Origin of the sequence: Rossellomorea sp. FM04394, assembly GCF_041889765.1 — a bacterium.
GTDB lineage: Bacteria > Bacillota > Bacilli > Bacillales > Bacillaceae_B > Rossellomorea > Rossellomorea aquimaris_B.
The window spans coordinates 2,395,094-2,415,320 of sequence record NZ_CP168654.1; the positions used below are offsets into that span (position 1 = coordinate 2,395,094).

Annotated in this window: 22 protein-coding genes and 1 other RNA gene; 6 read left to right on the top strand and 17 right to left on the bottom strand. The window is 39.4% G+C overall.

All coding sequences use genetic code 11. From position 1 onward, the window contains the following. Positions 1-11: 11 nt before the first annotated feature. The 7 genes from ACCB35_RS11960 to speD all read right to left on the bottom strand — a co-directional run bounded on the left by ACCB35_RS11960 (position 12) and on the right by speD (position 6,489). On the bottom strand, positions 12-761 hold the full coding sequence (locus ACCB35_RS11960; RefSeq protein ID WP_374053915.1) for an exodeoxyribonuclease III: 750 nt from the start codon (positions 759-761) through the stop codon (positions 12-14). 175 nt (positions 762-936) lie between these two features. Then, a complete protein-coding gene (locus tag ACCB35_RS11965; protein WP_374053916.1) occupies positions 937-2,316 on the bottom strand; it encodes a DEAD/DEAH box helicase in 1,380 nt (459 codons plus the stop codon). Between the two features lie 137 nt (positions 2,317-2,453). Beyond that, positions 2,454-2,849 (bottom strand): DsrE/DsrF/DrsH-like family protein, encoded by a 396-nt coding sequence (locus ACCB35_RS11970; RefSeq protein ID WP_374053917.1) that lies wholly within the window; start codon positions 2,847-2,849, stop codon positions 2,454-2,456. 89 nt (positions 2,850-2,938) lie between these two features. Further along, positions 2,939-3,238 carry a rhodanese-like domain-containing protein gene (locus ACCB35_RS11975; RefSeq protein WP_374053918.1) on the bottom strand — a complete coding sequence of 100 codons (300 nt, stop codon included), beginning with the start codon at positions 3,236-3,238 and terminating at the stop codon, positions 2,939-2,941. 131 nt (positions 3,239-3,369) lie between these two features. After that, entirely contained in the window at positions 3,370-4,464 is a 1,095-nt protein-coding gene (locus ACCB35_RS11980; protein ID WP_374053919.1) for a PRK06851 family protein, read from the bottom strand. Between the two features lie 260 nt (positions 4,465-4,724). Further along, the gene (locus ACCB35_RS11985; RefSeq protein ID WP_044336922.1) at positions 4,725-5,522 is read right to left on the bottom strand and encodes a TIGR00266 family protein; all 798 of its coding nucleotides are present in this window, start codon (positions 5,520-5,522) and stop codon (positions 4,725-4,727) included. Positions 5,523-5,676: 154 nt separating this feature from the next. Next, positions 5,677-6,489, bottom strand: a complete 813-nt coding sequence (speD, locus tag ACCB35_RS11990; protein WP_044336920.1) for an adenosylmethionine decarboxylase — start codon at positions 6,487-6,489, stop codon at positions 5,677-5,679. Between the two features lie 196 nt (positions 6,490-6,685). On the opposite strand from speD, the gene ACCB35_RS11995 reads away from it, so the two are divergent. Beyond that, positions 6,686-7,816 carry a CAP domain-containing protein gene (locus ACCB35_RS11995; protein WP_374053920.1) on the top strand — a complete coding sequence of 377 codons (1,131 nt, stop codon included), beginning with the start codon at positions 6,686-6,688 and terminating at the stop codon, positions 7,814-7,816. Between the two features lie 41 nt (positions 7,817-7,857). On the opposite strand, the gene ACCB35_RS12000 is transcribed toward ACCB35_RS11995, so the two are convergent. The 4 genes from ACCB35_RS12000 to ACCB35_RS12015 all read right to left on the bottom strand — a co-directional run bounded on the left by ACCB35_RS12000 (position 7,858) and on the right by ACCB35_RS12015 (position 12,782). Next, positions 7,858-8,592, bottom strand: coding sequence for a DsbA family oxidoreductase (locus ACCB35_RS12000; protein ID WP_374053921.1), 735 nt, complete (start codon positions 8,590-8,592; stop codon positions 7,858-7,860). Between the two features lie 82 nt (positions 8,593-8,674). Further along, positions 8,675-11,257: a helicase-related protein gene (locus ACCB35_RS12005; RefSeq protein ID WP_374053922.1), complete on the bottom strand. Its 2,583-nt coding sequence runs from the start codon at positions 11,255-11,257 to the stop codon at positions 8,675-8,677. Between the two features lie 179 nt (positions 11,258-11,436). Then, positions 11,437-11,883: an SRPBCC family protein gene (locus ACCB35_RS12010; protein ID WP_374053923.1), complete on the bottom strand. Its 447-nt coding sequence runs from the start codon at positions 11,881-11,883 to the stop codon at positions 11,437-11,439. Positions 11,884-11,993: 110 nt separating this feature from the next. Next, positions 11,994-12,782 carry an HAD family hydrolase gene (locus ACCB35_RS12015; protein ID WP_374053924.1) on the bottom strand — a complete coding sequence of 263 codons (789 nt, stop codon included), beginning with the start codon at positions 12,780-12,782 and terminating at the stop codon, positions 11,994-11,996. 154 nt (positions 12,783-12,936) lie between these two features. On the opposite strand from ACCB35_RS12015, the gene ACCB35_RS12020 reads away from it, so the two are divergent. Together ACCB35_RS12020 and ACCB35_RS12025 are read left to right on the top strand one after the other, a co-directional pair. Next, positions 12,937-13,233 carry a DUF948 domain-containing protein gene (locus ACCB35_RS12020; protein WP_374053925.1) on the top strand — a complete coding sequence of 99 codons (297 nt, stop codon included), beginning with the start codon at positions 12,937-12,939 and terminating at the stop codon, positions 13,231-13,233. Between the two features lie 154 nt (positions 13,234-13,387). Continuing rightward, positions 13,388-14,038 carry an MtnX-like HAD-IB family phosphatase gene (locus ACCB35_RS12025; protein WP_374053926.1) on the top strand — a complete coding sequence of 217 codons (651 nt, stop codon included), beginning with the start codon at positions 13,388-13,390 and terminating at the stop codon, positions 14,036-14,038. A gap of 244 nt (positions 14,039-14,282) precedes the next feature. Here the strand turns inward: ACCB35_RS12025 and ssrS are convergent. Both ssrS and ACCB35_RS12035 read right to left on the bottom strand, forming a co-directional pair. Then, a non-coding RNA gene (gene ssrS / locus ACCB35_RS12030) (6S RNA) lies at positions 14,283-14,471 on the bottom strand. 106 nt (positions 14,472-14,577) lie between these two features. After that, positions 14,578-15,015 (bottom strand): peptidylprolyl isomerase, encoded by a 438-nt coding sequence (locus ACCB35_RS12035; protein ID WP_044336908.1) that lies wholly within the window; start codon positions 15,013-15,015, stop codon positions 14,578-14,580. Positions 15,016-15,259: 244 nt separating this feature from the next. On the opposite strand from ACCB35_RS12035, the gene ACCB35_RS12040 reads away from it, so the two are divergent. Then, positions 15,260-15,556: a phage holin family protein gene (locus ACCB35_RS12040; protein ID WP_044336906.1), complete on the top strand. Its 297-nt coding sequence runs from the start codon at positions 15,260-15,262 to the stop codon at positions 15,554-15,556. 67 nt (positions 15,557-15,623) lie between these two features. Here ACCB35_RS12040 and ACCB35_RS12045 read toward each other — a convergent pair whose 3' ends face one another. Further along, a complete protein-coding gene (locus tag ACCB35_RS12045) occupies positions 15,624-16,145 on the bottom strand; it encodes a type 1 glutamine amidotransferase domain-containing protein (RefSeq protein ID WP_374053927.1) in 522 nt (173 codons plus the stop codon). Positions 16,146-16,506: 361 nt separating this feature from the next. Between ACCB35_RS12045 and ACCB35_RS12050 the strand changes: the two genes are divergently transcribed. Further along, positions 16,507-17,136, top strand: coding sequence for a peroxiredoxin (locus ACCB35_RS12050; RefSeq protein WP_374053928.1), 630 nt, complete (start codon positions 16,507-16,509; stop codon positions 17,134-17,136). 36 nt (positions 17,137-17,172) lie between these two features. Here ACCB35_RS12050 and ACCB35_RS12055 read toward each other — a convergent pair whose 3' ends face one another. Next, complete coding sequence (locus tag ACCB35_RS12055) at positions 17,173-18,054, bottom strand: NAD(P)-dependent oxidoreductase (protein ID WP_374053929.1); 882 nt, start codon at positions 18,052-18,054, stop codon at positions 17,173-17,175. Positions 18,055-18,221: 167 nt separating this feature from the next. On the opposite strand from ACCB35_RS12055, the gene ACCB35_RS12060 reads away from it, so the two are divergent. Further along, entirely contained in the window at positions 18,222-18,482 is a 261-nt protein-coding gene (locus tag ACCB35_RS12060) for a hypothetical protein (RefSeq protein ID WP_374053930.1), read from the top strand. Between the two features lie 43 nt (positions 18,483-18,525). Here the strand turns inward: ACCB35_RS12060 and ACCB35_RS12065 are convergent, their stop codons facing one another. Next, positions 18,526-18,921, bottom strand: coding sequence for a YidH family protein (locus tag ACCB35_RS12065; protein WP_374057007.1), 396 nt, complete (start codon positions 18,919-18,921; stop codon positions 18,526-18,528). A gap of 95 nt (positions 18,922-19,016) precedes the next feature. Continuing rightward, entirely contained in the window at positions 19,017-20,144 is a 1,128-nt protein-coding gene (locus ACCB35_RS12070) for an MBL fold metallo-hydrolase (RefSeq protein WP_374053931.1), read from the bottom strand. Between the last annotated feature and the right edge of the window lie 83 nt (positions 20,145-20,227).

Here is a 20,227-nt window from a genome sequence, read left to right on the forward strand (position 1 = left end):
TCTTTTATTCACTACTCCAACTCTAAGTATACAGGACAGTGATCACTTCCGAGTATTTTAGTGTGGATCTCTGCGGTCTTTATAGCGGGTGCTAAACGGTTTGACACAATAAAGTAATCAATTCTCCACCCAATATTCCGTTCCCGCACATCACTCATATAGGACCACCAACTAAAGGCATCATCTTTTGTTGGATGGATATATCGGAAAGTATCCGTAAACCCTTCCTGCAGGAGCATGGTCATTTTCTCGCGCTCTTCATCTGTAAAGCCTGAATTCCCCCGATTTGATTTGTCATTTTTCAAATCTATTTCGGTATGTGCGACATTCAGGTCCCCACATAGAACGACAGGTTTATGATGTTCCAAATCAGCAAGATACTTCCGTAAAGTATCCTCCCACTCCAGACGTTCACTGAGCCTTGACAGATCCCTTTTTGAATTAGGTGTATATACATTCACCAAATAAAAAGAATCATACTCACAGGTAATGATCCTTCCCTCAGGCTCCATATCTTCATTAATGCCATAAGAGACAGACAGTGGCTTCTGTTTAGTGAAAACGGACGTTCCTGAATATCCCTTACGCATCGCATAGTTCCAATATTGATGGTATCCCTCTAACTCTAATGAGATTTGCCCTTCTTGAAGCTTTGTTTCTTGAAGGCAAAAAATATCTGCGTCCACATGTTGAAAATAATCTAAAAATCCTTTTTTTACACAGGCTCTAATTCCATTTACATTCCAAGATACTAATTTCATATTAATCTATTTAACTCCTTTACTCATAGCCATACCCTTTATTATCCTACCATAAAACCACCTGAAGATATTCATTATACTGATATAACATACTTATTCACGCGATGCTATTCTGATATAACTTCAACTCCTCTTTGGTATTTTGGCACAATAAAAACCATGCGGATGCATGGTTTTATCGTTTATTTTTTTGATTATTAGATTTAGAAGAGGACTTCTTTCCAATTCTTCTCCCTGTAAAGGCAGGCTTCGTTTCTGTTGCTGTCCCCTCCGAATAATTTGAAGGTTTTTGCTTTAATGAGTTAGAGGATTTTTTGCTCGTTATTTGTTTATCTTTGAACTCTCCCTTTTTCCTTGTCAGGGATTCCCGATCCTTACTATTCTTATTCCCTTGTCTATTAACTCCTTTTTTCTTAGAGGTTGTTTTCGATCTTAGAGAAATGGTATTCCCAAGGTTTTGCTTTTGAATTCGACTATTCAGCTCTGTTTCAATTTCATCCAGAAGGGTTCTTTCTTCAGAAGAATAGAGTGTATAAGCTAAGCCTGTTTCACCTGCTCTCCCGGTTCTTCCAATTCGGTGAATATAGATCTCGGCATTCTCAGGCATGTCATAATTAAATACGTGAGTGACCCCCTCGATATCCAACCCCCTGGAAGCTACGTCAGTCGCAACCAACATTGGGACTTCACCGGTTCTAAATTGCTCCATTACAATTTCTCGCTTCTCTTGAGGGATGTCCCCATGAAGTTCAGCCACTTTATATCCTTTTGATTTCAGCACTTGATATAATTTCGTCACCCGTCGTTTCGTTCTGCAAAAAACGATGGATTTACTTGGTTGAAATGCCTCTATCAATTGAATGACGGTATCTTGCTTGGCACGATCCACTGTAAAAATGGCAAATTGATTAATGGAAGAGGACCTTTCAGCTTCCACCACCTCGATAAATTTGGGTGTTTTCATATATTTGCGACCCAATTTTTTGATTTCAGCAGGTATCGTCGCAGAAAATAACATCGTTTGACGATGGGCTGGCGTTTCCCTTAAAATTTCTTCAACTTTATTTAGAAAACCTATTTGCAGAAGTTGATCTGCTTCGTCAATGACCAAAAACATAAGATGAGATAGATCGAGATTCCCTCTTTTCAGATGATCCAATAGCCTCCCGGGAGTTCCAACCACAATATTTACATTCTGTTCCAGTTCCTTGATTTCCTCCTCATGGCTTTTTCCACCATAAACGGAGAGAACGCTAAACCCTTTATTTTTCGTTGTGAGCTTTCTTATTTCACTTGTTACTTGAATAGCAAGTTCACGTGTCGGTGTAATAATCAAACTCTGAACGTGATGAGTGTTTGATTTACTTTTCTCCAAAATAGGTAAAACGTAAGCAAAGGTTTTACCAGTCCCGGTTTGTGCCTTGGCCATGAAATCTTTTCCTTCCAAAAGGACAGGGATCACATTTTCTTGTATGAGTGTCGGTTTATTTATACCGTTAGTAGATAAGGTTTTCTGTAGGCCTTTTGATAGTCCCAGAGTTGCAAACGAGTTCAATGATCATTCCCACTTTCTTAAAACGAGATTTGACTTGTCTACTAATAGTGAAGGTTTCGTGATGAAAAAGCAAGAACAAAAAAGGATCCCAAAAAGGAATCCCTTATGTTTAATCACGTATTGATCTTTCATTTCAATTAGAATGTTAATGTTACGTCTGCGTCTTTTGCGAATTCAAGGAATGTGACGGCTCCACCCACTTCAATTCCCTCCACAAATGCTTCTTTATCTAAACCCATTACATCCATCGTCATTTGGCACCCAATAAAGGATACTCCCATCTCCTGTGCCATTTCAACTAACTCAGGAATACCGGGTACATTTGCTTTTGCAAATCCTTCTTCGAAGTGTTCTTTTCCTTCTGGCATCGGAAGCTGTTTGTGACCTTCTTTATGGATAAGATTTAATCCTTCAAATGTAAAGAAAATGGCTACTTCTTGATCGGTGGCTGCTGCCGCAGTTGCAATATTGAACACTTTGTATGCATCAAATAATCCACCGTTACTTGCGATAATCGCTACTTTTTTACTCATTTTCATTCCTCCAGTTAATTTATATATCGTTTATTAGAACAGAAAATCACATTATTCCTGAAGTTGTATATCCAAAATTAAAAATGTGGTTATTCTGTCGGGCCTTCCCACGACATCATTCCACCGGTCATATTGATGACGTTAAACCCCTGACTCTCAAGAAATTGAGCTGCTTGTCCACTTCTGCCGCCTGAACGGCACACCATAATATATTCTTTCGTCTTATCTAATTCATCTATACGACTTTCAATAGAACCTAATGGAATATGTTTAGCGGTAGGAATCATTCCTGAAGCCACTTCATCATCTTCACGAACATCTATCATATTTAATGATTCTTTTCCATCAATCAATGACTCTTCCACTTGTTTAGCAGTTAATTGTTTCATTGATTATTCCTCCTCTGCGTTATCTGAATAACAACTGTATGTACACATAATATACCTATATGGGTATATTGTCAACCAATTAAAAACGCGATTACCTAGAGATCATCGCGTCCTTATGTTTACACAATATACTACTTCCTTATAAACTCATTTATTTCCTGAAAGATTTCTTCTTTGATCGCATTCACCTTTGAAAAGTCCATGGCTCCTATATAAATGGATTCAAGTTGTTCACGAAGGCACTTAGCTTCTTTAAGATAAGAGATTGCTTCTTTCATTTTATCCTTATAGGCTTTTGTCGTTCGTTCTATATCCTCAGCATATTTTTCATCTGTCCCTTGAGTAATGCATCTTTCATACATATCGATGATTTCATCAGATTCCCGATCAGGAAAATATTCATGTGGTGCAGTACTATCAAAAATGGCGATTCCTTTTTCCCTTATGATCAACATATCAAGACTATTAGGGTCAAATCCACAATGATATACCTCTACATCATAGCCATTCTCTTCACCGGCAGAAGCAATTTTCTTTAACATCGTGGACTTTCCGGATCCTGCACGCCCTTTGATAAAGTAGCGCTTACGGACATCCTCTGTTAAATTCTGGATGTAGTCAACCGCCCCATCAGGAGTCGCGGCACCTAAGAACCGATGTTTGACTGTCGAGGGTTTAGGCAGGCTGTTATTTTCAAAAAAGAGTGAAATTAACTCATTTGTTAATTCATTCGCTTTTTCGAAGTTCATGTTGGAAATATAGATGTCTTCTATGTCGTCATGGGCACTCAGGGATTCTGCAAAGGTGTCGTAAGCTTTCTGAAAGAATGAGACGATTTTATCATTCAGGCCAAGGATTGCTTCTTTGTTACGGGACAGTTCTTCCCGGTCCCAAGCCACTCCCAGATTCACATACTCTTCGATGACACCGGGTGCTTTTGGTTCTATAATATGAGGAGCTGTCCCATCCACAATCCCCACACCAAACTCTGGGAGGAGAACACCGTCGATGGATTGATTATCGGAAGCACAATGTAGATAGTCCACGTTTAATCCTTTTTCCTCAAAACGTTTTCCAATCGACTTCATTAATGAGGATTTACCTGTTCCAGGTCCACCCTTTAAGATATAAAGCCGCTCTAACCCACTTAACACAGAATCATATAGGCTGTAAAAACCTTTTGCCGTATTTCCTCCTGCATAATAGTGACGAATCTTTCCAGTCATGAAATCACCCTTTCACATCATTTATTTAAACATATGATGTGGGATCTAAATAGGTGAATACCCACTTGCAAAAGCGGAAGCGGCTTGAACAGAGGCGACAAGCTTAAGTCGATTCTGCCGGGAAGGCGTTCTTTGCTTTCCTCGCTGGATTGGCTTAAGACCTCGAGCCTCTAGCCGCTGGAGCTGGACGATCAAAAGCGGAAACGCTTGGACATAAAAAAACACTTCCACAATTGGAAATGTTTTTTTATATACCAGAATCAATCGTCACCGTTTAGGAAATCACCGATTCCACCAAGTAAACTTCCCTCACCAGTCGAACGACCTCCGCCCTGGGGAGCACTTGCATAGATTCTTTCAGCTAATCGACTAAATGGAAGTGACTGAATCCAGACGGTTCCAGGTCCACGGACCGTTGCAAAGAATAATCCCTCTCCTCCAAGGAAGGCAGATTTAATTTTTCCGACATACTCGATATTGTAATCTACATCTTTCGTCATGGCCACTAAGCAGCCGGTATCCACCCGTAACACCTCGCCAGGTTGAAGTTCTTTTCTATGAATCGTTCCGCCTGCATGAAGAAAGGCTAATCCATCTCCTTCAAGCTTCTGCATAATGAATCCTTCGCCGCCAAAGAAGCCAGTTCCTAATTTCTTTTGAAAATCGATTCCGACAGATACTCCCTTTGCTGCACAAAGAAATGAATCCTTCTGACATATCACTTTGCCACCCAATTCACTTAGATCAACCGGAATGATCTTTCCTGGATAAGGTGCAGCGAAGGAAACATGCTTTTTACCCATACCTTCATTGGTGAATACGGTCATGAACAAGCTTTCGCCTGTTAATATACGCTTTCCTGCACCAACAAGTTTACCAAAAAACCCCCCGCCGCTTCCCTGGGAACCATCCCCAAAGATCGTTTCCATCCCGATCCCATCTTCCATCATCATCATTCCACCAGCTTCAGCTACTGCACTTTCTCCTGGATCTAATTCTATTTCAACGAACTGCATATCATCTCCATGCAATTTGTATTCAATTTCGTGTGAATTCATTCCTTGTTCCTCCTTATAATTTCGAGCATATTTACCTATTCTTCAAGACTGATGCATTTCCCTTCTCTGATTCTATTTTCGCAATAATGAGATTTCACCCAAAAAACACACTCCGTCACAAATCTGGCTCGTGACGGAGTTTGTTTCCCCATTATTATGGCTTAGGAATGTTTTTACCGTAAAAAATTTCGTCCATTTCCATTTTTACTTTGTCTGTAATTTCATCCATTTCACTTTCATCCAGTCTGTCTTTTGTATACCCAAATAAATAGTTATTTAAATCAAATTCTTTCAGCTTACATTTTGTATGAAATATATTCTGGGGATACACATTTACATCAATCATGTCATACTCATCTTTAATTTCCTCTGGAATGTAATTCTGAATCGAATTAATATCATGGTCGATAAATAATTTTTTTCCATTAATATCACGTGTAAATCCCCTGACCCGATAATCCATCGTCATGATGTCTGTGTCAAATGAGTGAATAAGATAATTCAACGCTTTAAGTGGAGAAATCTCCCCGCAAGTAGAAACGTCGATATCTGCCCTGAAAGTTGAAATTCCTTCATGAGGGTGATACTCGGGATATGTGTGAACCGTAATATGACTCTTATCAAGATGCATTGTAACAGTGGATGGCAGCGGTCCCGGTGATTCATCAAAATGCTCCGTCGGAACTTCGACTATCGGTCCTTCTGAAACCAGGATCGTCACACTTGCTCCTTGGGGTACATAATCCTGCTTTGAAATATTTAAGACATGGGCTCCAATGATATCCGATACATGCGTCAGGATCTTGGTTAATCGATCAGCGTTATATTGCTCATCGATGTATTCAATGTATGCTTCACGCTCTTCTCGGGTCTTTGTGTAGCAAATATCATACATATTAAAACTCAATGACTTCGTTAAGTTATTAAATTCATGTAGTTGAATCCGTTCTTCATGAGATAATTTCATTGTTTATTTCCCCTTGTATGTAAGTTTGGTTTGTATCTCTTATGTTTTTATCTTACCCAGAGCCACCCATACTAAAACAGGTTCTTAAGATTGAAGACGGTTGAAAATGGGTATGTAGAACATAGTGACTAAGCATTTCTCTTTTTACTTATATACTAATTTGGATACAATGGTAGGTAGAATGGAGTGTTAGATATTGAGACGATTATTTTTTCTTATCATGATAGTTGTTGTTGCCTATATATCGAAGCCTGCTTGGGAGGAGAAAGTGGAAGCGACGGAACTCGATTCTGTGCTTTCAAAACTGGAAGAAATCAAGAACAGTCCTAAAGTGAAGGATGCCTTTGATCAATTATATAATGAAGTAAACCTTCTTCTCATAAAATTGGACGAGTCTTTTCGAGATCTCGAAAATCCCTCAAATCCCAAAGAAGTGAATCCTGTAGAAAAACCAACTTTAATGGTACCAAGTGATCAGACGTTCTCTATCTATAACATTGAAATGGGAGATTCCAAAGAGAGCGTTGAACAGGAACTGGGTGAAGCAAAGAGACAATCGACTAATGAATACGGTGTTTCCTGGTATGCTTATCACGAAAACTACCGGAATTTCCTAATGGTTTCTTATGATGAAAAGGAAATGGTTAATGGTCTTTACACCAATCAGGCCCTCCTTTCTTCCTCTTCAGGCATTGAAATGGGAGTTTCCAAAGAGGTGGTTCAGAATGAGCTTGGTGAACCACTCACAAATATAAGAAAAGGATTAACTCTTTATCAGCTTCAAAACAATGGAGAACAGGAAGTATATCAAGTGGATGGAAGCTTCGTAACTGTGTTTTACGACAAGCATGAAAATGACACTGTCACAGCTATACAAATAATCAATGAAAGCCTTGAAGCAAATAAGAAAAATTTCTATACTGAAGCGAGTACAGAATTGAAAGAAGGATTTGAATTCCAGCTTTTCGATTTAACAAATGCTTCGCGTGTCGAAAAAGGATTCAATGTCCTCACATGGGATGATCAAGTCAGGGACACCGCTAGAAAACATAGTTTGGATATGGCGGAGCAGGACTACTTCAGTCATACGAATCTGGAAGGTGAATCCCCTTTTGACCGTATGGAGGAAGATCAGGTAGCCTTCCGTACCGCAGGAGAAAATTTAGCCTACGGTCAATTAAGTTCAATCTTCGCACATGAAGGATTAATGAACTCAAAAGGTCACAGGGAAAACATCCTGCAACCTCATTATGAACATTTAGGTGTAGGAGTCGCATTTAACGAAAAAGAACAGCCTTATTTCACAGAGAACTTTTATAGTAAATAGTAAAAAAGCAAGTGAGCATCGCTCACTTGCTTTTTTACTGACTATTTAATGTTTGCCTTTGGATTAGACGGTGGAACATCGCATCCATTTTCATCGCAAGCCATACCCTCCGTTGCAAGAGGTTGAAGTGGTGAAGCTTCATTTTCTTCCTCCCAGACTTTTTGGATGGAACTCAAGAAAACGTCACTTGGCTGAGCACCGGAAATGGCATACTTACGATTGATCACAAAGAATGGGACACCTTGTACACCGATTTGTCTTGCCTCTTCTTCATCAGTTCGGACATCTTGAGAGAAATCACTACCTTCTAGAACAGCTTTTGCTTCATTTTCCTCTAAACCGGCTTGTTTCGCAAATCCTAAAAGGGTTTCCTTGTCACCAATATGCTTTGAAAGTGAAAAGTGAGCATGCAACAGCATTTCAGTAAGCTCTGCTTCTTTCCCCTTCGTTTCCGCAAATTTTGTCAGGCGATGGGCATCAAACGTATTCGTCGGGATATTGGTATCAAAACGAAAATCCAGACCAACAGTTGCCGCTTGTTGAGACATGGTGTCTGTCATATTTTTTGCTTGTTCAAGAGACGTACCATACTTTTTCGAAAGAATCTCTTGAATGCTCATGTCTGTATGGACTGGGGCATTGGGATCCAGCTCGAAGCTTTTAAAAACAATGTCAACTTGATCTCTTTGAGGAAATTGTTGAAGTGCTTCTTCTAAGTGGCGCTTCCCTATATAACAAAATGGACATACATAATCTGACCAAACTTCAATTTTCATATTATACACCTCTGTTTACATTTTCGATTCACATGTGATCGTATCATATATCATGCATTCATCCTTGCGATTTGCTCACGGCTTACGAATAAGGAGGCTTTCTTCTCGTTCTTCTTTTCACTCTGGCTGAATGGCAGCGATCACATATAGGAAACCCAAAGTTTGGAGGAAGTTTCTTTCCACATTGTTTACACGTTTGAGTCATGCTGGTGACCTCTGTTCTGAGACTTTCGTGAACTCCATCAGCGATTTCACTTCGAATTCGCTCCCAGTAATATGCCTCTGTTTGTCTACCTAAACGATATAAGAACAAAAGATGCAGACCAACAGCTTTATAGGAAACCTCTTTTTGTTCCAGGTTTTTATTTTTGATAGCTGGTTCCGGTAATTCTTCGCCGTCTACAATGGCGTACATACACTCTAACCACTGCTCGGTTAACTGAGCCTCTTTTTTCGAAAAAGGAAGATGTAAAAATCCGTATAGGTCATTTAATGTAAGCTTCGCCTCAATATCGGTCCCTCGGATTAAATTATATAATTCTTTTTCTTCGTATAGAGTCGCTTTCTCTGTTCCATAAGGACTTTTGAATTTCTCCCAAAAATAGAAAAACGAGTCAAGGTCATGATAATAGCGTTGAAAACGCTCAAAGACACCACTAGTCGGTGCGATGGCAAATGTTTCGAGAGAGCGATCGGGCTGATCTAAAAGATCTCTCATCACTTTGATATCCTTTGTGAAAGCGACTTTCCCTTCATTATACAGACCTTTTCTACCAGCGCGTCCGGCAATCTGCTTTACTTCCTGGGATGTCAGCCTTCTTCTTCTCGTTCCATCAAATTTATCGTTTTCCAGGAATACGATTCTTCGTATAGGTAAATTCAGACCCATTCCGATTGCATCTGTTGCTACAATCATGTTCGTTTTTCCTTTAATGAATTGCATCATTTGCCTCTTCCTTGTTTCAGGAGGCATACTACCATATATCATACTTACTTTATGACCATTATTTTGCAGCCTTGAAGCCGTATCCAATACCTTCTTCCGGGAAAAGCAAACGAGAGCGTCTCCTTTTTTCGCATGCCGCAGTTGAAATTCTCTTGATTCCACTTGCAATGGAATTTCTCTTTTATAATTATGAACCTCAAGGTAACCCTCTCCCACTAATTCCAATAGCAACTCTCGTACATTTTCACTCCCGATGATATGGACCTCTTTCGCCCTCGCTTTCGTAATGGCACGGTACCAGGAGAAACCTCTATCCTGATCGGCCAGCATTTGAGCTTCGTCAATCACAATCACTTCATATTCGTCTTTTTCGCGAAACATTTCCACTGTAGAGGAAACATGTTTCGCATCGAGAACTTCTTTTTCCTCTTCTCCCGTTTTCAGATTACATGGTACTCCATCAGCGTTTAATGTATCGAACACCTCCAGTGCCAGAAGACGGAGTGGTGCCAAATACATGCCGCTAGCGGCTTCTTTCATCCGGCTGATGGCATGATGGGTTTTCCCTGTATTGGTTTCCCCAATGTGGAGAATATACTTGATATCCCCCCGAAATGAAGGACTGTATTCCCTTCCGAAAATATCTTCCAGCATTCTCTGTTCTTCTTCTTGCTTCCGTTTTAATTCCGCTAATTCAGCAGCCTTTCTTTTCTCCCGTTCTTTTAAATCATTCTTATAAATGGAAAGATGAATTTCCTCATCAAATGGAACTTGAACAAGCTGGTATAAATCCACTACATACTCCTCTTGAATCATGGTGAAAAAGGTTGATTTCAACGTTAGGAGGAAATGGTGACTAAGTCTGCTCAAGCGTTCTTCCGATAATTGTTGATCGAATACTTTAACGTAATCCGTCAATAATTTTTCCGGCATATGATCAAGAAGAGACCGGTATACAACTTGCTCTGAATAATAGAAGACGAATCGTTCATATGGATAAAAATAGGTTTCATATTCCCACACATGCCCATCCCAGTTCTCGCTTTTCTTGTGAATGGAGCCGGTGAATTCCTTGAGAAAGTCAGATACCGTTGTAAAGGAATCACTGGCGAATCCCCCTATTTCTTCCAACTTCTCTTCCAGCATATATGGTTCCGTATGTCGATATTTTGTTTTTGTTCTTATATCATTTACAAACTTCTTTGCAAATAAATACCGTAACTCCACATACCAATTTAGCTCAAACTCTTCCATTTGAGTGTTTATGAAGGAGATGATTTCTTTTTGGATATCTTTTTGGAGGGCTGCCTGTTTTTTTTCTTCATTTTTTTTAAGATAGTTTTCTCTTACATGTAGATGGCGCTCCTCCCACTCGTCTGTTGAAGGTGGATTTCCCTTTAACCAGGTCAAAATATGAAATGGCTCAAAATCTCTAATTTCATTGCGAAATAATTTGTTTATCAGTTTCTTATCTGTTCCCTCGATATCATAGCCTTTATTTCTTAAAAAGGCTTTTTTATGGCTGCGAAGAACATCGTTGGTTACTTTGTTAAGCCAGATATTCGTCCAGATCTGATGAAAGAAGGCGCTTCTTTCAGTAACATAATCCCAGAATTCAGGGCATTTTTCATGTTTCTCTAAGTAAAGTGTGATATCTTCTTCTATTTTTCGTTTTGTCTCTTCGATTGCTTCTTCTCTAAGTATGTGAAGGTTTTGCATGGTAAGACCCCTTTATTTGTTTACAAGTTATCTTTATATGTACTTTATAGTGTATGTAATTCTTCTCTATCTAACAATCCTCATGCTTACAAATAGTTCATTATAGCATACAAGCTGCCCCGGAATGATGATAAATTGAAGCAGAAGTATGCATGGCCCCATACATAAGGGCCTGCATTTTATGTCAATTCTCTTTCGATTGTTTCTCTAACCGCTTCAGTTAGCTCCCTTGTAAGTTCATGGACCATTTTAGCAAATGTAGATTCAAGAATTTTAGCCAGTGAACTTGTGGATTCAATCGTTAAACATCCCGTCATAGCCGTATTGGAAGAGTTTACTTTTTCAGCTATAAAAAAACCTTCACCCGTAAATTTTTGATTGATACCCCTTAATAGGAACTTCACTAGAGATGGTTCCTTCCATTCTGTTACAAGTACCTTCACATGAACCTTTTTGCTCACCACCCCATATTGAACGGTGAATTTCCACGTCGATTGAACGTCAGAAAGAATAGTATGTTCCTTGTATCCAGGAACAAGAGGAGCCCAGGCATTCATATCACGTATATATTCCCATACATGTGATTGTGAAGCATATACGTTAACTTGATGAATTCCCCTTAGCATAAGAGTACCCCTTTCCTTATTAAATGAGATATACGTGCATATTATGAAGGGGTGGATGCCATTATGACTGATGGGGGCAGACAAAAAAAGAAGCTTCGCTACGAAGCCTCTCATTCCATATTATTTACGATATCGAGAACTTCATGGAGTTCTTTAATTTCATAATCAGGGACAAGATCTTGAGGGGTTTGCTGATGGCGATTAATCCAAACCGTTTTTATACCGAGCCTTGAAGCCCCTAGAATGTCTGTATTTAAATTATCTCCCACCATGATCACTTCTTCCTTTCGAAGATTTAGCCTCTCTAGTGCATGAAGGAACATCGCTGGATCTGGTTTTCCTCTTCCAATATCTCCTGAGATGATAATTTCTTCAAAGTAAGGTACGAGTTCGGGAGTCTTATCAAGTTTCGTGTTTTGTAAATGGGGAGAGCCATTCGTTAATAACAATAGTTGAAAATCCCCCTTCAATTCATTTAACACTTGAAAGGTATCTTCATACACGTAAGGTCTCTCTTTTCTTTCATTACGAAATCGCTCGGATAATTCTGACCCAAGCTCTGCATCTATAATACCTAAAGATTGCAACCCTGACGTCCAAGCCTTTTTGCGGTATGTAGGAACGATTTCTTTCATCTTAAGGAAGCCTTCATCATGTTCATCCAAAAAGTCCCCCCAAAGTCCTTCAAAGGGATTAATACCGATATTTTGTGTAAACTTATATGTATCATAGGTTGCATACAACTCTCTCGCAGCCTCTCTAACGCTAAGTTCTAAGCTTTTAGAATCTACCCCCACCTTCGTCTGTGCATAACCGCATGTGGCTTTAAACGCTTCTTCAATACTCTTGGAGTCCCATAATAATGTGTCATCCAAATCAAACATGATGGCTTTAATCATTTTCTTCTCTCCTTTTTTGATTACGTTGAGTTATATTTTAGATTACTAGCTATGCCGGAATTAGTAAACCGGCAAGTGAAAATAAGTTTCAACGTTTTTTTCAAGGCTTTTAGGGAATATAAATAAAAACAACATTCAATGAGGTGAAATTAATATGTGGATTGTATATGCAAGTATAGGGTTAATGGCGATTGCTTTAGTGATGTTGGCAGTCTCACTAATGAAAACGGTAAAGGCGACCCGGCCCATAATAAATGATATGAATCAAACGGTGGCAAGCATTCAAACCAGAATGGACAAAATTTCTTCTGAAGCGAACCAGCTTCAAGAAACACAAGGAGAAATTCAGGGAGATATAGAATACAAAAAGACGACTATTACCAACACGATTCAAGAAGTTAAACGAACACCAGAAGTACTGAAGGGATTTTTAAGCAGCATGAAGAAATAAATGAATCGGTCACCTCACTCTAATGTGAGGTGATTCTTTATGTAGCTCATTTTAATTTACATAATGAAATTACCGTTAACCCCCTCCCTTCACTTCCATCTCCCTATTTAAACATGATACAATCGACTACATTAGGCTATGAGGAGGACTCGGCATGAAAAAATGGGCATTTGTTTCTGATTTTGACGGAACGATCTCTAAAAAGGATTTTTATCATCTAGTACTGGAGAAATACTTTGCAGAGGGACAAGATTTATACAAACAATGGAAGTCAGGCGAAATAAAGGACATCGAATTCCTGCGTCAAGTTTTCACATCCATCAATCAAGAAGAAAGCCAGATTATAGATGACATCCATTCTCTCGAAATAGATGGACACGTCCCTTCCTTCATCCGTAAAGTGCAGGCACAAGGAGGAGACTTCTATATATTAAGTGCGGGCACTGATTACTATATTCATCATGTTCTTCAACGGCATGAAATCACCAATGTGAAAGTATATTCGAATGAAGGGTATTACAAAGAAAAGAATGTACATATGAATATTGATCCTGAACATCCTCATCACTCTGAAAGATATGGAATTGACAAATCAAAGGTAATTACTGATCTTAAAAATGAGTATGAAACCATCTATTTTGCAGGTGATAGTGAACCGGATAGCCATCCGGCTAAAGTAGCCGATGTAACTTTTGCAATGAAAGCATTACAGGCTATCCTAAAGGAACACCATACTTCTTTTATTGAAGTGAATGATTTCACTGACATTGACCGTTATCTAACAAATAGTGGTGTGCTGTGTTAAATAAATCGTTTTGCTAATTAGACTTATAGCGTGTTATACTAACATTGCCTCTCCCGAACATTCGCTTGTTGCGGGACACTTAACCATGTACGGACGGGAGGGGCCTCGATACAAAAACCTTCAGACTGAATTCCTATTAGGAATTCGGTCTTTTTTAATTGGCTGTTTAATTAAAGATAACAAAACTTTTTATGGATATGAAAAAAGCCAGCCCCCGATTGGGAACTGACTTGAGATACTAATGTAAGGAGCCACATTTGCCGTAATTTGATATAAGAAAGTTTTAAACCACCACTCCTCAAAGTGGGTGTTTGCAGAAGGTTTCCTGTCGTCCTCAGGTCGTGGAGGCTTGACATTCCAACTTCGATGTAAAACTCCCTATTACAGTTTAAAGGTTAAAACTTCGTTATGATTACGTACAACGCAGCCTGTATTAGTATAATACATCATCATGAATATCATTTCAACTATTGTTTTTCTTTACCAACAATGGATCATTCGTTAACAAAAGAATCGGACCAAGGTCCGTCCCCCTTACATTACGCGTCGTAAACTTCCATTTTCTCCATTACATCACCATTTCTCATTGATTTAGCGATGTCGATTCCTGAAGTCACTTTTCCAAAGACCGTATGAACACCGTTTAGGTGAGGTTGAGGCTCATGTACGATGAAGAACTGGCTGCCTCCTGTATCTTTACCTGCATGTGCCATGGATAGTGAACCTTCTTCGTGTTTATGTGGGTTTCCTTCTGTTTCACACTTAATTGTGTATCCAGGACCGCCCATCCCGTTTCCATTAGGGCATCCTCCCTGACTCACGAAACCAGGAATGACACGGTGGAAGCTTAAACCGTTGTAGAAACCTTCGTTTGCTAACTTTTCAAAATTTGCCACTGTTCCAGGTGCTTCATTGGGAAATAGATCAAATTCGATTTTTTCACCTGTTTGAAATTGTATGTATCCTTTTTTCGCCATAATTAACAGCTCCTTTTTTATATTAGGTCAATCAATATAATATCATTGAACAATTCTAATGTCACTTTAAAGGTCCGTTTTCAACAGGAAAACAATTCTCTGAACGTACCACTTCAATTATTTCCACCGTTTGTACATACTGTTTTCAGTCTCCCCTAAATCTTTGGGTACAGGTTGTCATGAAACACCATCCTGTTCGAATAAGCTTTAATAGAAGTCATTTTTCTTTTAGGGAGTGAAACAAATGATTGAAAATTTATTGAGTGGTATTTCAATCGATCCCCAAGTCACTGTACTCGTTCCAGTGCTATGGGTTTTAGGGTATGCATTGAAGAAGACTCCTCACATTCCGGATTGGTTGATTATTTGGATTTTGTTGCTCGCAGGGGTTGCTGCCAGTGGCTGGACTTTGGGATTTGATTTTAATGGAATTGCCAATGGGTTCATTGCAACGGGTGCAGCCATTACCACCCATCAATCTGTTAAACAGACGTTTTTCTCTCGGGTGAATGATCGTAATAAACGAGAAAAAAAGAAATAGGTATGAAAAAGGACTGGTCCATGTGAACTGAAACACAGTTTCTTGGCCAATCCTTTTAATATTGTATTTAGTTTGCTAACACTTCAATGAATTCTCTCATATAGTCTGGTAAATCAGGTGGCCTGCGGCTTGAAACGATATGACCATCAGTGACGACCGGTTCATTCACCCAGGTTGCCCCAGCGTTTTCCATGTCATCTTTTATTCCCGGAGTGCTGGTGACTTTTACACCTTGAAGAATTTTGGCTGAAATCAATACCCATCCCGCATGACAGATCTGACCGATAGGTTTCTTACTCCTGTCCATGCTTTGTATCATCGAAATGACATCTTCATAGCGGCGCAGCTTATCGGGAGACCATCCACCCGGTACTAGTATGGCATCATAATCTTCAGGATCGATGTCTTTAAACGCATATTCTGAAACAATCGGAACCCCGTATTTTCCGATATATTCTTGATCGGCATTTTCTCCTACAATATGTACAGTTGCTCCTTCTTCGCGCAGGCGCAATACAGGATACCACAGTTCAAGATCTTCGAAATCTGCACTTACTAATTGAATGACTTTTTTCCCCGTTAACCTCAACAGGATCCCTCCTAACATATCTTCACTATCATTGTCTAAGTTATATTTAAATATTGCAACCAATAAGCCTTAATTATACGGGCTATACTTCTTTATAGCTTGAATGATTGTTTTCGTCTGGAAATAAGATACAAGGAAGGCAACCACTGTCATGATGGAACCAAATGTGTATATAAGTCTCGAAAATTGCTTACTTGAATTTTTCCTCAAAAGAATCACCTAACCTTAAAAATTGTAATAACACTCTCCTATCATTCCCATTTCGAAAAAAAGTATGATATGGAAAAGAACCGCCAATCCAATCATATAAAGCCATGACCTGGCATATGTTGATAGTACTTTTTATGAAAGGGGTGATCTAATGTATCCTCCCCACAATTCATTTAATCCTGCTAAGAGAAGTGAAGATTGCATCTTACCCTTTTGTGCACAAACCAATGATCCTGCCCCTCTCTTTATAGCCGAGGCGTATGATAACGCACAAAAGAAAATAAACACCGTTAACTTAGAATCGTATCGGGGTAAATGGGTTATTCTGTTTTTTTATTCAAGCGATTTCACCTTCGTTTGACCGACTGAGCTGGCAGCGGTCGCTGCTATTCACCCTAAATTTCAAGCACTGCAAGCTGAGGTTCTCGGAATAAGTACGGACAGTGTTTACGCCCACAAAGTTTTCACTGAAGTATCTCCGTCTGCATCCAGAGTGCAATTTCCGTTAGTGAGTGATCGAAATCATCAAATCAGTAAAGCTTATCGGGTATTAAATGAGCGTGCCGGTGCTACGTTCAGAGCCACCATTATCATCGACCCTGAAGGCATCATTACTTCAAGAATGATCTACCCGCCTGAGGTTGGGCGTAATACGTATGAAATATTGAGAGTACTGGAAGGTATACAGTTTGGAAGAAAAACGGGAGCAGGTGTTCCGGCCAATTGGCTGCCGAACCAAGCGGGAATCCAGAAAGATCCTGACTTCATTGGAAAAATATAAAAGCCGTCCCGATTGATAAATGGGACGGCTTTATTATTATGCTTCCAATAATTTAATAAGAGCTTGAGTTCCGCTATTCTCTTCACCTTTAAGAGCTAAATCTTCATATAATGAAAGGGCCAGCTCTAACCCAGGTGTCTTAATGTCCATTTCCCTGGCTGAATCCAGGGCTATCTTAAGGTCTTTGATAAAATGCTTTACATAAAAGCCGGGAGCATAGTCTTCCTCGATCATTCGTGGAACCAGATTACTAAGTGACCAACTGCCAGCTGCCCCAGACGTGATACTCTTGAGGACATTATTTGGGTCCAATCCTGATTTTTTGGCATAAAGAAGGGCTTCACTGACCCCCATCATGTTAGAAGCAATCGTGATTTGGTTACACATCTTCGTATGCTGCCCCGCCCCAGCCTTTCCTTGATATACAACATTTGTACCCAGAAGATCTAAAAGAGGCTTTACCGTTTCGAATGGTTCTCTGTCTCCTCCTACCATGATTGAGAGCCTTGCTTCTTTTGCTCCGATGTCTCCCCCTGAAACCGGGGCATCCAGTGTAAAAACCCCTTTATCAACCCCACATGAGTAGATTTTCTCTGCTAATCTTGGAGATGATGTGGTCATATCGATGGCAATCGAACCCTGTTTCAAGTGATGAAGAATTCCACCTTCACTAAGGTAAATTTCATCTACGTCAGATGGATAACCAACGATCGTAATGACTATATCCGAAACTTCAGCGACTTTTTTTGGAGTGTCTGCCCATTTTGCACCGTTTTGTATAAGTTTTAATGCTTTCTCTTTGGTGCGATTGTAAACGACCAACGGAAAACCGGAATCGAGTAGATGCAAAGCCATGCTTTGTCCCATTACACCTGTTCCAATAAATCCTATGACGCTATCCTTGGTTAAATCTTTCATTCACTTCTTCCTCCCTTTGCATTTCTTCTATGTATATTTTTAACTAGAACTCTATAAATGTCCACTCCTGGTTTAATTTGAATCAATCACTAATGTTTAAATTCATGTATGCCGGGAAAATAAAAAACATACTAAACAAACTTTATTATTTGTAGGAGGAGAAAAAGATGAGAGTAAATAAAACCTTACTTGTTAGTGCAACAGTTACGGCAGGTTCATTAGGATGGATATTATCATCGAAAGAAAAGCGTAATCAGCTGCACAATGTTAAAGAAGGACTGGTTACGAAATTCAAAAAGAGAAGAAAAGAAGATCTTCCAGTAGAAAAAGGCGGTAATCCTGATCCCGCAAATATCGAAGACAATTCGATGGTGAGTGAAGGAGCCATGACATCGGTTCAATATTACAATGACAAGAAACAAAATTAAAAAAGCTGAACGGGGGAGTGAATCTCCTCTGTTCAGCTTTTTTTCAATTAAGTGTAAAAAAATAAACCGTTACAAATATAAGAACAACCGTTGCAACAATGGCCATCATCTTAATAAAGGCATCTGCGGATACAAATGTTTGTGTGTTTATATGCTTTCTCGTTCTATAATAGTTAACGGTTGACCCAATAATGATAACTAATCCGATGATGAGAGAGATAGCACTAATGGCAACGGCGATCCGGTCTTGGACCGCACCCCCTTCAAGCGAGTTATAATGAAGGCTTGTTGTTAAGAAACCAATCCCTATAATGGCAATGGCTGTTCGTATCCATGCCAAAAACGTTCGTTCGTTTGCGAGGTGCTGCTGAATATATTTTGATTCTTTTGTTTCATTCATGCTTTCCACTTCCCTGGTTCTTCCATTCGATACAACCACCCCCTCCAATGGGGGGGATGAATTGTACTTTGAATGCTTCTTCCTCTTTTAAACCGGCATCATTTGTTGCTTAGAGGTTAAGCATAGCTTACTTATTATCTGACAGCACACCGGTTTGGTCCGGTTTCCATTTCCCTTTTTTCATCTTCTTCAGGATCCATTTTACCCATGTTGGTTTCACGAATCTTTTCATAGCTATTCGGCTGGGGAGGAAGATTTTCTGTGACCGTTTTTCTAAATTCCTCTTCATCTTCAATATTCAAACCGTGATTTTCCTTATATAGATCACTTAAAAGATGTGAGACTGATCCATCTTCATTCATCTCGTCTATCGTCATAAAATGTGCAGGTAATACAGTTAAATGATCCTCAAGGGTTTTGTATCTGGAATACAACGTTTTTCTCAAGTCCCCTACCCAATCTTCTGCTTTTCCAGCTAAATCAGGTCTACCGATCGAATCAATAAACAGAATATCTCCTGTCAGCAAATAGCGATGATCGACAATAAAGGAAGTGCTTCCTATAGTATGTCCAGGTGAGTATACAGATTTAATGGTTGTGTCGCCCACTTGAATGACAGTATCATCATTTAATACTTTATATTCGTACTGAACTTCTTCTGCATCTTTAGGTGGTAAATAATAAGGGGCATTGTATTCATTGCTCAAAGTTCGACCGCCCGAAATATGATCTGCATGCAGATGTGTATCAAGTACCGCTTTAACGGAAAGTTTATGGTCTTGAATAAATTCCTTATAAGGTTCTAGCAGTCGGCTGGGGTCAACGAAAGCTGCTTCTCCATTTGAGACGATCGCATAGGATAAACATCCTTTTCCTATGCGGACAAATTGATAAAGTGCACCGCCTGAAATATCACCAATTTTAATAGGCTCTAAGTATTCACTCCAGGCCTGCATGCCTCCTTCAACGGAATAAATGTTGTCCATGCCGGCATCAACAAGCATTTCTGCCGTTTTCGTCGAGGAATTTCCCTTGGCACAAATTACATAAATGGCTTCATCATTAGGTAGTGTGGATTGAATAGATTGAAGATTGTCTTTCAATTCGGAAAAAGGCTTGTTAATGATCTTTACGTTCCTGCCTTCAACCTTCCAATCATCAAAGGCATCTTTCGGGCGGACGTCCAGAATAAACATCCTGTCTCCATTAAGTATCTTTTTAGTTAGTTCCTTAGAAGTCAATTGTTTTACTGTAGTTTTCATATTATGAATTCCTCCCTTATCCTATTTTCATCCCATCGTAAATAAATTATCCTATTTTCCACACTTTAAACCTATTGGGGTAT

Coding starts and splice junctions, on each gene's coding strand:
- ACCB35_RS11960 (WP_374053915.1), bottom strand. CDS start 761: ATGAAATTAGTATCTTGGAATGTAAATGGAATTAGAGCCTGTGTAAAA.
- ACCB35_RS11970 (WP_374053917.1), bottom strand. CDS start 2,849: ATGAGTAAAAAAGTAGCGATTATCGCAAGTAACGGTGGATTATTTGAT.
- ACCB35_RS11975 (WP_374053918.1), bottom strand. CDS start 3,238: ATGAAACAATTAACTGCTAAACAAGTGGAAGAGTCATTGATTGATGGA.
- ACCB35_RS11980 (WP_374053919.1), bottom strand. CDS start 4,464: ATGACTGGAAAGATTCGTCACTATTATGCAGGAGGAAATACGGCAAAA.
- ACCB35_RS11985 (WP_044336922.1), bottom strand. CDS start 5,522: ATGAATTCACACGAAATTGAATACAAATTGCATGGAGATGATATGCAG.
- speD (WP_044336920.1), bottom strand. CDS start 6,489: ATGAAATTATCTCATGAAGAACGGATTCAACTACATGAATTTAATAAC.
- ACCB35_RS12000 (WP_374053921.1), bottom strand. CDS start 8,592: ATGAAAATTGAAGTTTGGTCAGATTATGTATGTCCATTTTGTTATATA.
- ACCB35_RS12005 (WP_374053922.1), bottom strand. CDS start 11,257: ATGCAAAACCTTCACATACTTAGAGAAGAAGCAATCGAAGAGACAAAA.
- ACCB35_RS12010 (WP_374053923.1), bottom strand. CDS start 11,883: ATGCTAAGGGGAATTCATCAAGTTAACGTATATGCTTCACAATCACAT.
- ACCB35_RS12015 (WP_374053924.1), bottom strand. CDS start 12,782: ATGATTAAAGCCATCATGTTTGATTTGGATGACACATTATTATGGGAC.
- ACCB35_RS12020 (WP_374053925.1), top strand. CDS start 12,937: ATGTGGATTGTATATGCAAGTATAGGGTTAATGGCGATTGCTTTAGTG.
- ACCB35_RS12025 (WP_374053926.1), top strand. CDS start 13,388: ATGAAAAAATGGGCATTTGTTTCTGATTTTGACGGAACGATCTCTAAA.
- ACCB35_RS12035 (WP_044336908.1), bottom strand. CDS start 15,015: ATGGCGAAAAAAGGATACATACAATTTCAAACAGGTGAAAAAATCGAA.
- ACCB35_RS12040 (WP_044336906.1), top strand. CDS start 15,260: ATGATTGAAAATTTATTGAGTGGTATTTCAATCGATCCCCAAGTCACT.
- ACCB35_RS12055 (WP_374053929.1), bottom strand. CDS start 18,054: ATGAAAGATTTAACCAAGGATAGCGTCATAGGATTTATTGGAACAGGT.
- ACCB35_RS12060 (WP_374053930.1), top strand. CDS start 18,222: ATGAGAGTAAATAAAACCTTACTTGTTAGTGCAACAGTTACGGCAGGT.
- ACCB35_RS12070 (WP_374053931.1), bottom strand. CDS start 20,144: ATGAAAACTACAGTAAAACAATTGACTTCTAAGGAACTAACTAAAAAG.